This is a genomic window from Prevotella merdae (assembly GCF_900290275.1).
Classification (GTDB): Bacteria; Bacteroidota; Bacteroidia; order Bacteroidales; family Bacteroidaceae; genus Prevotella; species Prevotella merdae.
Map to the genome: position 1 here is coordinate 1,405,021 of NZ_LT985323.1, position 13,547 is coordinate 1,418,567.

Genomic DNA, 13,547 nt, shown 5'->3' on the forward strand with positions numbered 1-13,547 from the left:
TGCAAATATATGAAATAAATCAATACGATGGGGGAAAGATGAAATATTTTTATTAAATAAACTTCAGTTTTGTATCATTCTTTAATGCTGATTGTTAATAGCAGTGAGACACTGCAAGCAAGTTTTTTTACTTTTCCTCGTGCTTATGGCAATAGGTAGGGATAGTACCGCATAGGCATGCTGAAGCCAGAATCTATGTTTCATAAATTTGGTTTTTGAATTTTAGAAAATAGACTCCTCTGTTTCGGATGTGAATAGTTCCAAGGCTTTCATACCCATAATAGAGTTGCCCTTTTTGTTGAGTCGTGGGCTCCATACTGCTATAGAGTAGCGCGAAGGATAAAGGGCAACGATGCCACCGCCTACACCGCTTTTGCCAGGCAGACCAACAAGGAAAGCAAAGTCGCCAGCTTCGTCGTAGAAGCCACAAGTTTGCATTATGGCATTAATACGTTTTACTCTCGATATGGTAAGGTTGACACCAGCATGCGAGAAAGGCTCATTGCTCTTGGCAAAAGCCATAAATGCGTGCGACAAATCCTCGCAACTCATCTCCAAAGAGCATATTGTGCAGTAGAACTGCAATACGTCATTAACATCATTGTGCAAGTTGCCATGATGCTTCAGTAGATATGCAATAGAAGCATTGAGATAGCAACTGTCCAACTCCGACTGCATAACCTCTTCTGAGTAGTTTATGTCTTGATTGCCTGCTATGGTGCGTACAAATTCGAGAAAGAACTCCTTTGGATTTTCAAGATGCGACAGCAGCACGTCGGCTGTTACCAATGCGCCTGCATTGATAAACGGATTGCGAGGTTTGCCATGCTCGTACTCCAACTGTACAAGAGAGTTGAAAGCCGACCCCGAAGGTTCCTTGCCTATACGAGTCCACAAGTCTTTGCCAAGCAAACTCAAGGCTATAGCAAGTGAGAACACCTTGGCAATGCTCTGTATGGAGAACTTAACGTTAGAATCGCCAAGTTGATAGGTTCTGCCGTCAAGCATACTGAGACATATTCCAAACTGGTCGGGGTTGACATTAGCCAATGCAGGAATGTAGTCGGCCTGCTTTCCATCCTTGGCGTATATCTCTATCTCGCGTCTAATTTTCTCTAATAAAGGTTGGTAATCCATTGTTTCTTTTTGTTTAGTAGTTTATATTTGTATAAATATGTGTGCATAAAATGCAAAGATCGTGATTTGCCGACTTACTCATTATTCAGTAATCCCCTCACTTCCTTATCGAAGTCAGAGTCAATACGTTGTGTCTTATTGAAAATGTCATATTCTTCTTCCGCTTTCTTCTTGGCTTGCGCTGCCGAAATTTTGCCTTTGTCGGGCAATATCTGGTATTTGCGGAATGTTAAGAATTCATTGACACTTGTAGAGAACTGTGCCATGTTGAACGTGTTTTCACGCTCAATGAGGTCTTCTATATAATCAAAGAAACCAGTAACAGCACGCTCCAATTGTCGGATTTCCTTTTCTTGCAGGTAGTTCTTAGCAATAGATACGTCCGATTTTAAGACACGACCATCTGGTGCATACTTCCATGTAGTCAGTCCCATGTTTTCTTTTGTGTGGTCTGCCTTAGAAAAGATAATCTCAGCAGCAGTCTGTCCTGTAATGGCATAGTGGAAGCGGTTTTGTATCATTGCGTAGAAATCGTGTGTGGTCGGAGAGTTACGGTCATAGTCGGTGCTACACTCTGCATATATGTCCGTAATCTGTTGCCAAATGCGACGCTCACTCGTACGGATAGAACGCACACGTTCAAGCAATTCACGGAAGTAATCCTTGCCGAATACTGCCGTTCCTTGTTTCAAACGCTCATCGTCCATGGCAAAGCCTTTCTTGATATACTCATTGAGAATCTTTGTTGCCCATTGGCGGAAACGAGTGGCTTTCAATGAAGACACACGATAGCCTACGGCAATGATCGCATCAAGAGAATAATATGTCGTTTTGTAGTTCTTGCCGTCAGTGGCAGTTGTTTCCATTTTGGAAATAACTGAATCCGCTACAAGTTCATCCTCTTCAAAGATGTTCTTTAGATGCTTACTAATAGCAGGAACACCAACTCCAAAGAGTTGCGCCATAGCCTTTTGTGTACACCAAAGTGTTTCACCCCGTATGACTACTTGCACCTTGCCGTCGGCATCCGGCATATTGTAAAGAAGAAACTGTATTTCGTTACTCATTATCTAAATCCAAGTCATCAAGTTTATTTTCTATTTCCTCAATCTGCGGCAAAGCCGATGCAACATCAGCGAAGAGCTTTTCCGTTTCGTATTGCGCTATACCCATTGGTTGTGTAATGCCACGAAGCGAAAACTCGGCTTTCTTGTTGCTCTTAGTCCGACAAAGGAGCAAACCAATGGTAGGCTTGTCTTCTGTGGATTTTACCAAGTCGTCAACAGCAGAAATATAGAAATTCAGTTTGCTAACGAACTCAGGCTTGAACTCTACGGCTTTTAGTTCCACTACAACATAACAATGTAATTTTAGATGGTACATTAGCAAGTCTATATAGTAGTCATCACCATCAACCGATATGTGGTATTGTCTGCCTATGTATGCAAAGCCACGCCCCATTTCAAGCAGAAAATCAGTAATCTTGCTTGTCAATGACTTTTCTATATCCAATTCGTTTTGCAATGCAATCGTTCCGATGAACGAGAAATTGTAAGGGTCTTTGAATATGTAGCGAGCCAAGTCGGACTGAAGAGGCGGCAAGGTCTGTTCAAAGTTGTTGATTGCATGTCCTTTTGCATGGATATATCCATTGTCAATCTGAAGGAGCATCACATCACGACTCCACCCATTCTGTGCTGTTTCTGTTATATAGTAGGCACGTTCTGCTTCGTCTTTCACCTTGGGCAGCAATGAAATATGATGATACCAAGATATTTGTGCAAGCGGTACTTGCACAAAATCCTTACCTTCACTCTCTAATTTTGCAAGTGTCGCTTGCAAAATTGGCAGTTCTCTTAATTTTGCAAGTGGCACTTGCAAAAATGGAAAATCTGGATATTGCATGGCAAAACTCTTCATATAGCCAAGGTTGCGTTTGGAATAGCCTCGGTCATCTGGATAACGAGAGATTAAATCCTTCGACAGCTGCTCTATAACCTGTTTGCCCCAACCTTCCTGCTCCTGTTTATGTAATATACTTTTACCTATGTTCCAATATAGGGTCAAAGTCCCCACATTCACATTAAGAGCCGTATGAAGTTTGGCTGTATCAATTAGGTGTTCAATATCTTTACGCCATTGGGCATAACCATTTGGCAATAACGAGTTGCTTCCCTTGATTATTTCGTTCATAGTGCTATTCCTTATCGATATTATTAAACGATATACTACGCAATTGGGCAAGTATCTCCTTCTCCAAACGGTGACTCTCTTCAAATTGTTGTGTCAGTGTGGCTTCATATTCACTCATCCGCCTGTTGAACTCCTCTTCCGTAATATCAACATAGTCAATCTTGATGTCGAAGTATTGACCAGCAGAGAGGCTGTACCCCTTCTCCTTGATATCATTGTAGCTGACGTCATTAGCCAATTCTTGCCTTATGGCACGCAAGGTCTGCTCAAACTCACCCTTTGCAGATGGGTTTAAGTGCTCAAACTGCTGTTTGAAAACATCTGTAAGTATGTTCGTGTCTGGATCGTAAGCGATACCCGCCATTTCTTCATTTATTTTTCCGAAGTAGGAATATCCTAATCGCGTCAAATGTACCATGGCTGGCATTTGAACCCTTGTTGCTTCATTGAACTTGCTCATAACTTATTTGCCTAATATCAAGGAATTTGTTGCTTAATATGGTGTTGTTAACGCAAAGATAGTGATTTGCCAGATAAAAACATACGCTTGGTGCAAATCTTTAACATGTAATAACTGACTTGTAAAAACAAAAAATCCTAACTGCTCATTTCTAAGCAGTTAGGATTCTATATGGTGCGCCTGATAGGCACATTTTAGTAATATCTATTGAAATTTTCTGAAATTCTAAAATAACTGATTATCAAATAAATACGCAATGGTGTTATTTCACTCAATAGCGAGTAATATCATTAAATTACAGAAAACTCGGCAAAAACTCGGCAAAAATATTGCAAGTAGAAAATATTACCATTACCTTTGCAAACAAATAAAAATAGAGGTATTATGGCGAATATTGATTTGAAATTATCCTCAAAAGAGGACAAAATAACTCATCGCAGTGAAATACTGATAAGGTTTTATCAAGGTCAGAAGATTGACTTTAGAGTCAAGACTGGATTATTCATACAACCTCGTCATTTCAGATATTTTGTAAATAGGGCTGCAACCAAGAAGCAGGGAGTAGATATTCCAGACAAGATTACTTCTGTCTGCAAAGACGAAGCAAAGGCAAAAGGATATGTCGTTACAACAAGAGGTGAGGTTGTTATTACCGATAGGCTTATTACTCCAGATGTACTATATGACAAAGAACAAGCCCGATTGTTGGTGGATTTACAGACAATTATAATGGATGCCTTTGTCAAGGTAGATAAAGAAAATATTCCAGATGATTGGCTTGATAAAATCGTGCGCAAATTTCATCAACATGGTAATGTCGTTAATCCGAAAAAAAAGCGTGGAGTCAAGAAAATTTCCATATATGATTTGGCGGAAGAATACTTGGACAAAAAGCGTTTCTCCTATGACCATACAAAAGCCTTTAGGGTTCTTGTGCGTGACTTGGCCCGCTATGAAGCTTTCAAGAATAAGGTTCTCAGAGAAAAGTTTGCATGGAACATCGACAAGATAACCCGAAAGGACATAGAGGACTTTGAGAATTATTTGCGTAACGAGAAAACATTGTCCGAGAAATACCCAAAACAGTTTGAATCAATATTGGAGCAATACCCAGTTGAAATCAATGTAGTGCATACTTTCACCAAATTACAGAACCGTGGAGAGAATACCATAGTAAAGCTAAAAAAGAAATTCAAGGCTTTCATGCAGTGGCTCTACGAAACCGAGAGAACCTCCAACCGACCTTTCGATGGCATAAAGATTGGTACGGAGAAGTATGGCGTTCCTTTTTATCTGACAAAAGAGGAGCGCAATCTTTTGGCTGAAGCAGACATTCCTGCGTTATGGAAGGGACTGGAGGATGAGGACAAGAAACTCTGCTCAAAAATGCCATTGAAGACATTGGAGGTGCAGCGAGACATTTTTGTGTTTCAATGTCTGGTTGGTTGCCGTGTGGGAGATTTATGCACACTGACTTCAAAGAATATCACAGATGGTATATTGGAGTATGTGCCAAGCAAGACGTCTGATGAAGATGCACCAGTAAAGCCACGTATACCACTAAACCCATGTGCGCTGAAGTTGGTGGCTAAATATAATGGAGTGGATAAAGACGGAAGATTGTTTCCTTTTATCAGTCCACAGAAATACAACGATGCGATAAAGGCTATACTCATGATATGTGGCATAACAAGAATAGTTCCGGTGCGCAATTCAACTACAGGCGAAACAGAAATGAGACGTATCTGTGATGTTGCCAGTTCGCACATGGCTCGCAGAACTTTCGTAGGTGCTGCCTATAAAGCCGTGCGCGATCCAAATATTGTTGGCAAGATGAGCGGTCACGTTGAAGGCAGCCGAGCATTTAACCGCTATCGCCAGATAGATGATGACATATTGAAGCAAACGATAAGCGAGATTTAATCTCGTAGGACATAAAATTCGACATAAGCCAAGGGCATACCAAGGGTCACATTGACCAAAGGTATGCCCTTATTCTTTGGTTCTATATTGCCTTCTCGTTAGAACCAAATCTACTATTTGCCCATTAAATCAGTTGTTATTCATACGTTTTTTCTTCCTTTCGCTATTGTGCGTAATAATTTTGCTTGTGAATTCTCGAGAACACAAGTGAAATTTACAAGATGTATAACATTAAAAATTCAGAATACAATGGATATTAAAGAACTTTCAAACAACGCACAAATACAGGTTGTTTTGAACATTGCCGACCTGAAGGAACTTTTCCTTGAATGGAAGGATGACAATAACAGAAATGCCAACATAGCTGATGAGTATATGACAGCTGATGAGGTCGCCATCAAGTATCATGTCTCAAAGACTACACTTTGGCGTAACGTGAAGAACGGTGTATGGCCTGCTCCTATAAAGGTAGGAAGAAAAGCCCTTTACCGTAAATCGGACATAGATGCAGTGTTTAATCCTTCAAAGCAGCTGCCGTTATGATAAACATAACCTCACATTCCCTTGAAGCACCACCACACGAGATACCCATTTGGGGATTGCGCTTGGAGGTGCAGCGCATCATCAATCACTATTCTGAGGTCTTTGAGTGCTCCCGTGATTTCATCACAGCAGCCGTGTATGCCATCGTCAGCACAGTATGTGGAAAACATATAGAGATTTTCGATGGAAAATATAACAACAATCCCAATCATTGGCTCTGTGTGGTCGCTCCAAGCGGTTCGAACAAAAGTTCTCCAATAAAAGAAATGCTGAAGCCTATCTTTAAAGAAGAGGAGTTGCGCATCAAGAAGTTTAAGGAAGTTTATCGTGAATACAAGAAAAATGGCGGTGAAGAACCTGTAAGAGACCGACTGATTGTCTCGGATGTTACTCCAGAAGGACTGTATCAAGTTCTTGCCGACAAAAGCTACGCCAAGTCAGGATTGTTACTGTATCGTGACGAGATTAAAGGCTTTCTTGATGACATGAACCGCTATAATTCAAGTGGTGAAATTAGTAACTATCTGTCTATCTATGATGGAACACCATTCCCAGTAGACCGAAAAACGTTGGAGCCTCAATGGATTTCCAATCCTTACCTATGTATCTTGGGTGGAATACAACCTCGTGCCATTGCCAATGCCTTTAAACCATCATGGGCTGATGAGGGCTTTGTGCAGCGGTGGCTGTATGTTTACCCACAGGTACTTCCTGAAAAAGAATACAAGGACAATGTACTCGATGAAATGTACAAAACTGCATGGTGTGAGATTATAAACAAACTAAATGCAATCGGCGACATGAAGTTGGTGTTGAGCGTGGAAGCCAAAGCCCTCCTCGATGCGTTTAACAAGGAGACGACAAGAAAAGAAAAAGACGTAGACCCTTGGGTGTCAGCGGTTCTTTCCAAAATCAGAATTCAAGTAGAGAAATGGTGTGCCATCACTCACATTCTTTCTTGTGGAGAAAGTGCTGGTACAGGACAATACTTTGCCTTGCCGACATCAACGATAATTTCGGCGGAAGAAATGCAGTATAGCATAGAGTGTATGTACTACTTTGAAGACTGTGCTTATAGGATGTTGGCGCAAATGAAAAGAAAAGCCTCAAATGAGATTACAAAGGCACAATTGATTGCTGAACTTGTAAAACGCACAGAGCGACATAAACTCAACATCCAGAAATTGGCTGATGCGATAGGTGTGTCACGGCAATATGTAAGTAAAATCGTAAATCAAACCTCCGAGTTGCGGGGTTGCACTTGCGATACGTCTCAACTAACTGATAATGAGAATGTAAACTCATAACGCAACCGCAACCTGTAAACCAAAGAAAGACTATGGACATTTTTCAAACTCATGTATCCGTTTATAACGGAGTGACTGACAATACAGGGACAATAATGCCTTTAGGGACATTCCTTTTCTGTAAGGAATATAAGGATGATATACTAAGGTTGAGAGCTGTCTTTGACAAGGAGAAGCGTAATGCCTTAAAACGAGGTCTGCCACAGGCTACTATAAGTGGTGTATTCTCTCCAACAAGAGCAAAGAACAATCTTTTCCAACATTCAGGACTAATATGTGTGGATATTGACGCTAAGGACAATCCCGATATTTTGGATTGGGAAACATTGAAACAAGACTTGTCGGTACTTCCACAAATAGCATATTGTGCATTAAGTGTAAGTGGCAAAGGATTGTTCTTGGTCATCCCATTACGCTATCCCGAAAAGCATTTGCAGCAATTCCGCCAACTCCAGATTGATTTCCGAAAGATGGGGATAATGATAGATTCGGCATGCAGCGACATCACACGATTGCGTTGTTTGTCGTATGACGAGCATCCTATCATAAATGAAAACGCCACATTGTATGAAGGAGTTTATGTGGAAAAACCCAAACATAAATCCTTGCCGATTTGCTTTATATATGAAGGTGAGAACACATTTGCAGAGGTGGCTGTTTGCTGTCGAAAAATACAACAATGCGGCATAGATATTACAGCCTCTTATGATGATTGGTTGAAGGTAGGGTGTGCCTTGGCAACCCTTGGCGAGAGTGGAAGATCGCTATTCCATATTTGCAGCCGGCAAAACGCAAAGTACAATGCTGCTAAGGCGGACAAGATGTTTACCGACCTCCTTCGGAGGAACTATCAACAGGTTAATATCGGCACGTTCTTTTGGATGTGCAAACAATATGGCATAACAACAAAAGAATAAAGAAAAGAGCTTGCTCTTGCTGTAGAAAGAACACTTAGCAGACAAACGATTTATAAATCGCATAGCCTAATATGCGTTAACTTTCGTTTACGCTTTAGGCTAACCCCTCATAGAGGTTCCTTCGGGGAGCAAGCTCGGTTAGAATTTAATTGAAAATAGATATGGCAGAAAGAAAACAAGTGATGGATATACACGCCAATAGCAGTGGCATCACACAAGCAGAAAGCAACGAGCAACAGCGTAACTGGAATGACAAAGTGTGGAGTGTGAAGGCTTCCGACAGTCTCTCAAATTATGACCCTACAAGAAAGCATCTTAATTTTGAAGTGGCGAAAGGTGGTATTATACAGCCTATCGACACATCAAAATCAATAGCACAGAAGATGGCTGAGAGTCTTGCATCAAGAGGCATCAAAGACCCGAACGACCGTCCGAATGTCAGACGTAGGCAAAACACTCTCGCCCAGTTTGTCTTTGGTGGCAGCCGTGAACGAATGCTCAATTTGGCTTTCGGCAGTCAGAACGTAAGTCTTGAAAAAGGAGCGGACAATTCTCATCTTTGCAGGACAAAGGATATAGAGGATTGGGCAAAGGATGTTTATGATTTTGTGGCGAAGCGTTTTGGCGAAGACAACATAGTAGGCTTCTACGTCCACCTTGATGAGACAAATCCACATATTCATTGTTCTGTTATCCCAATGGACAATGAGCGTGGCAGAATATCGTGGCGTGCAGTGTTTGGAAAAGACAAATATCAAATGGCTGCCATCTTCCGCAAGCTCCATGATGATCTGGAAAATGAGGTCAGTCAAAAGTGGGGATTGGAGCGTGGCAATGACATTGCCACCACAAAAGCCCGACATCGCTCTATTTCAGAATACAGGTATGACTTAATTTCTGAGGTTACACGTTTGCAAACAACCAAAGAAGATTTGCTGAAGCAGATACATCGTGCCGAGATAAAACTGAAAGGCATCTCAACTATGATTGCAAACTTACATACTCGTAAAGAGGAGGTGCAAGAGCAGATAGACCTCATAGCCCGACAGTTCGGGCAAGACGGTGTTGATAATGCAGACTTGGCAATACAAATGTCCAAACTACGCAAGGAGTTGGATGGTATAGACGAGAAACTTGCTCTTCGACAGAAGATGCTTGACGATGCCAACGCTACGATTACAGAAGCCAAACAGAGGCTTGCAGAAATGAAATACGAGCACAGCAGAATGCAAGGAGTCCTTGGTGAAGACCGGGACCTACAGTCAATTCAACTTCAAAGAAATATGCTTGCCACTTTCAACAGTATGCTTGTTTCTTCCTTAGAGCCTCTTACCTTTACGTTCACCGACCGTCAGCAGGAAATCGTAAACGAGTCAGGCTATACAGACTTGACTCGAAACTGCAACCAAATCATCAACTGCGCCATGCTTCTTTCGCTTGGCTATATCCGTGAAGCTACAACCTATGCAGAATCATGTGGCGGTGGCGGTTCACCTGGCTCTGGTTGGGGTAGGGACAAAGATGAGGATGATGAGCATTGGTGGCGAAGGTGCATTGCAGTATCGGCTGCAATGATGCGACCTGCGAAGTATCGGCTGCGACGTGGCAGATAGTATGAAACAACCATAATGACAGATAAGTGTGAGAAATTTTGTTATTTCACACTTATCTGCTTGGCTATATTAAAACATGGAAAGTGAATTACGTATATCCTAAAATGGAACTGTCAGTGAAACAGATCTATTATTTTGATACTCATCATTCCATGTTATTTTCAGGCGAATAGTGTCATTGTGACCTTCACAAAGAGACATTATTTCCTCTCTATATGATTGAGGATTGATGACATCATAAGGCCCAAAAGAGCCATGAAGGTAGATGCCAGACATTTCTTCTTCGGATGAAAGGATATCGATTCTTACGTGTTTAGCATCATTCTTTCCTGCATTGACAAATCTAATTCTTGCGGTTCCCCCATGATAGTGGATAATATTGGCTTTCATTTCGGCCATTTTCTCCTTAGCCTCTTCTTTCTCGAACTGCTTAATTTGCAACTCATTTAGTCTTAGTTCTTGTTCTTTTATTTTTCTATCATGTCGCAAGTAAGCACAAAATCCTCCACTAATTCCTAACGAAGACAGAAGTAGGGCGCCCCATTCTTTGATAAAAGACAAAAGACATTCCATTTTATTTGAACTTTATAAATTTATTCCCTTTGAACCCTTTTCTTAATACATCTTGGAGATGTTTAGTTACATCATTTTGAATTTCCTTTTTTGTATCATCAAAGGCATCGCGATTAAGCTCTTTTAATTCTTCAATGCCACCTATGTACTCTCTATTACAGAAAGTGCATTTCACGTATGATTTATCGTTATTATACTCAAAGTGGTCTTCACAACCACATGTAGCACAACGTAGTTTTATTGTGTATTCTTTGTTTATACCCATATCCTTAATTTATTATATTTTTCTCTCTTGCTACATAGTTTGACATTGTTCCTTATTTACGACCCTATCTCTGAACAGCTTCATGTTAGTAAAGTTTCGAGATATGTTTTGGACCAGTTCAAGATAATTGTCTGTTCCATCTTGACATTTATGATAGTATGGCTTGATTGAAATACAATTTTCATGTTCAAAGATTGTGTTGAGTAATGTCCTGTCAGAATTGCCACAAGAATGTCCCATTATCAAGACTTGAAATGGCGCGGAAATAAGAAACTCTAACAAGTCGTGATAATGCCTTGTCTCCAAATATTTCACCGATTTTACATTTCTGAGCAACTCATTATCATTCTTGTCCAGAATCTCTTGATAACCTTTATCCAGTTCATCACCATAGCCAAAGATGATATTTTCGGGGTGATCCAATCTACCATGAATATAATTGTAGATTGTGTTATCCTCTTTGTACTTCTCGGCAGTGGCTGTATAGTTGAAACTCAATAGCATTGTGCGTTCGGGAAAGAGTTTGTTAAACTTCCTGGGATTACGCCTAATAGTCGCAAGGTCTGCAATGTTAATCCCTATATTGTCTAAGGCCTTGCTCTTACCTTCTGTAGAGAAATCATCAGGATTCAGCCTGTCTTTAATTGCACCTTGGAGGTCGTTTCTGAATACATCTGTTTCTATGGTTTGTAGATATCCTACAAGTTTTGTCTGAAGAAATGCCAATTGCATGTTCAATTCAGAGACAGTCTCATTACTGTCTACATTAGTTGCGCAGTCTTTAAGAAGCTGATAATAGTCATTCTCAATATCTACCCATCCCTTGGTTTCTATTGATCGCAGAATATTTTCAAATAATGGGCAGTACTTAATAGAAAACACTTCTGGATGTTTCTGTATCTCTTGGATAATTTCAAATCCAGAGTATCTTTCTTTATGGTATATGTCCTTAAAGAAAAATGAGTTTTGAAATGAAAAGAGATGCCAACTGCTAAGTTCTTCCTTGTTCTTTATAACTAAACTGCAAAGACAATCTTCTGACGTGTCTGTATGGTTGGTTAAAAGAGAATTGACACGCTGGTCCCAATACCAGTTGATGAAATCCATATAACTGGTTTTAAGACCATGTGCCATGTCAAATCCATTTCCTATGATAACAAGTCTATTCATATGCTAATGGTTTATATCCTTTGAAGTTTCTTAAATCATTGTATCTTGCTTGTATTGTATATAAAGTTTACGAACTTGACATATAGTTATAGTCAAGACAAATATAGACAAAGTTCCAACTAAATACAATGCACTACGTTGGTATTCTTGTGGCAAGAATCGAAAAGAGAGCCAACTTAATGTACAGTTAAACAGAGATACACATAAGATGGCAAATACCCATTTGTTTATAGACACCATTTTTTTGATTACTTTTACCGTAATTTGGTGCCGTCTTCTCATTAGTGGATCTGAATGTCCCAATTTTGCCTGTTCTGCATAAACTTCAAGTTCGGAACGTTTTCCTAAAATCACAGAATAAAGCAGTGTGATTATTGAAATTAAGATTCCACAAAATGTCATATATACAGTCCAGGCATCATTGAGCAGCGTTGAATAGAATTCGTTCGTTTCCATATTACTCATATCCACTTATGTAGTTTGAAATTATTGCTTCCATTTTCTCTTTCATGAAATCGATGTTATGCACTTTCTCTTCGAGTTCTTGCTGAGTGATGGCTGATTGGGCATTGAAGATTTTCTCTGCTGTCTCTTTCAGTTCTTCACCAGCTTCGGATATTAACTGCTTGGCAATTTTGTACTCACGTTTTCCGTGATGTATTAATGTCTCTTTTTTCTGATAGTTGCCATCCTCAGAAGTATCCGTTATCAACTGTTTCATAGTTTCGAATGGCATGTTCTTGAAATTACGGAATTCTTCTTTCTTAAGTTTTGTACTATCAAGATAGCTGGCATATTTGACATCAATGTTATTCTCTGCCTCTGTGAGACTAAAGTATCTGATGCTTAATTCTGGAATATCCCCAATGGATTTGAGCTCTTTAAGGATCATTTCCAATTTGATGTTTTGTACAGGAACATTCAGAATCTTGTTTGCTACAATCTTTGCAAGGCGACTTACTTCTCCTGCATCCTTAGTTGGGTCTTCATATGCCAACATCAAGAAGTAGCAGGTATAATGTCCTTCTTGCAGTCCAATTATGCGAGGATAGAACAGCACAAAGTTGGAATCACTTCCGATTTTGTTGTCTTTGGAAAAGGCAATTTTTTCAGAAGCTTCAAAATATCCATCATACAGATTTGTATTGAAGGCATTTATCTGTAAAAGTAAGGACGGAACATCCCCAATAACAACGTCTATCGGTGTAATTTTATTGATGACCATCTTCTTTGTCTTGTTTCGATTATCCGTTGAAATTGGAGAAGAGAAAGATTTCAATCTTTCCTTCAGTAGAGAAATCATATCTTGGTAGGTTACCCTACCAAACAAGCCTTCTTCTTGTTCCATCATAGATGTCGTATATACTGGCATCTTGATGTTGTATGTTTTGGGAGCCTTTTGCGTCTCCTGTTTGTGTCTTCTTTCTGCCATTCTGAATATAATTA

The 13,547-nt window shown here is 40.0% G+C and carries 13 protein-coding genes; 5 read left to right on the plus strand and 8 right to left on the minus strand.

Features of this window, described 5'->3' with window-relative positions; translation table 11 throughout:
* Nucleotides 1–222 precede the first annotated feature (222 nt).
* The 4 genes from C9991_RS05600 to C9991_RS05615 form a co-directional block, all read right to left on the minus strand.
* Nucleotides 223–1,137: a glutaminase gene (locus C9991_RS05600; protein WP_106811577.1), complete on the minus strand. Its 915-nt coding sequence runs from the start codon at nucleotides 1,135–1,137 to the stop codon at nucleotides 223–225.
* Between the two features lie 74 nt (nucleotides 1,138–1,211).
* Entirely contained in the window at nucleotides 1,212–2,204 is a 993-nt protein-coding gene (locus C9991_RS05605; RefSeq protein ID WP_106811578.1) for a virulence RhuM family protein, read from the minus strand.
* Nucleotides 2,197–3,330, minus strand: coding sequence for a PDDEXK nuclease domain-containing protein (locus C9991_RS05610; RefSeq protein WP_106811579.1), 1,134 nt, complete (start codon nucleotides 3,328–3,330; stop codon nucleotides 2,197–2,199). Before C9991_RS05610 ends, C9991_RS05605 begins: the two co-directional genes overlap by 8 nt.
* Before the next feature lie 4 nt (nucleotides 3,331–3,334).
* Nucleotides 3,335–3,790, minus strand: a complete 456-nt coding sequence (locus C9991_RS05615; protein WP_106811580.1) for a type I restriction endonuclease — start codon at nucleotides 3,788–3,790, stop codon at nucleotides 3,335–3,337.
* A gap of 384 nt (nucleotides 3,791–4,174) precedes the next feature.
* Between C9991_RS05615 and C9991_RS05620 the strand changes: the two genes are divergently transcribed.
* From C9991_RS05620 to mobV, 5 genes are all read left to right on the plus strand, one after another.
* The gene (locus C9991_RS05620; RefSeq protein ID WP_106811581.1) at nucleotides 4,175–5,713 is read left to right on the plus strand and encodes a site-specific integrase; all 1,539 of its coding nucleotides are present in this window, start codon (nucleotides 4,175–4,177) and stop codon (nucleotides 5,711–5,713) included.
* Between the two features lie 249 nt (nucleotides 5,714–5,962).
* Nucleotides 5,963–6,256, plus strand: a complete 294-nt coding sequence (locus C9991_RS05625; RefSeq protein WP_106811582.1) for a helix-turn-helix transcriptional regulator — start codon at nucleotides 5,963–5,965, stop codon at nucleotides 6,254–6,256.
* Nucleotides 6,253–7,563, plus strand: a complete 1,311-nt coding sequence (locus C9991_RS05630; protein ID WP_106811583.1) for a DUF3987 domain-containing protein — start codon at nucleotides 6,253–6,255, stop codon at nucleotides 7,561–7,563. Before C9991_RS05625 ends, C9991_RS05630 begins: the two co-directional genes overlap by 4 nt.
* 32 nt (nucleotides 7,564–7,595) lie before the next feature.
* The gene (locus C9991_RS05635) at nucleotides 7,596–8,480 is read left to right on the plus strand and encodes a BT4734/BF3469 family protein (RefSeq protein ID WP_106811584.1); all 885 of its coding nucleotides are present in this window, start codon (nucleotides 7,596–7,598) and stop codon (nucleotides 8,478–8,480) included.
* A 161-nt stretch (nucleotides 8,481–8,641) separates the two neighbouring features.
* Nucleotides 8,642–10,093 (plus strand): MobV family relaxase, encoded by a 1,452-nt coding sequence (gene mobV, locus C9991_RS05640; RefSeq protein ID WP_106811585.1) that lies wholly within the window; start codon nucleotides 8,642–8,644, stop codon nucleotides 10,091–10,093.
* 99 nt (nucleotides 10,094–10,192) lie between these two features.
* On the opposite strand, the gene C9991_RS05645 is transcribed toward mobV, so the two are convergent.
* The 4 genes from C9991_RS05645 to C9991_RS05665 all read right to left on the minus strand — a co-directional run bounded on the left by C9991_RS05645 (nucleotide 10,193) and on the right by C9991_RS05665 (nucleotide 13,533).
* Nucleotides 10,193–10,666: a hypothetical protein gene (locus C9991_RS05645; protein ID WP_106811586.1), complete on the minus strand. Its 474-nt coding sequence runs from the start codon at nucleotides 10,664–10,666 to the stop codon at nucleotides 10,193–10,195.
* Nucleotide 10,667: 1 nt separating this feature from the next.
* The gene (locus C9991_RS05650) at nucleotides 10,668–10,931 is read right to left on the minus strand and encodes a hypothetical protein (protein ID WP_106811587.1); all 264 of its coding nucleotides are present in this window, start codon (nucleotides 10,929–10,931) and stop codon (nucleotides 10,668–10,670) included.
* 30 nt (nucleotides 10,932–10,961) lie between these two features.
* The gene (locus C9991_RS05655) at nucleotides 10,962–12,101 is read right to left on the minus strand and encodes an AbiH family protein (protein WP_106811588.1); all 1,140 of its coding nucleotides are present in this window, start codon (nucleotides 12,099–12,101) and stop codon (nucleotides 10,962–10,964) included.
* Nucleotides 12,102–12,558: 457 nt separating this feature from the next.
* Nucleotides 12,559–13,533 (minus strand): hypothetical protein, encoded by a 975-nt coding sequence (locus C9991_RS05665; protein WP_106811590.1) that lies wholly within the window; start codon nucleotides 13,531–13,533, stop codon nucleotides 12,559–12,561.
* Nucleotides 13,534–13,547 lie beyond the last annotated feature (14 nt).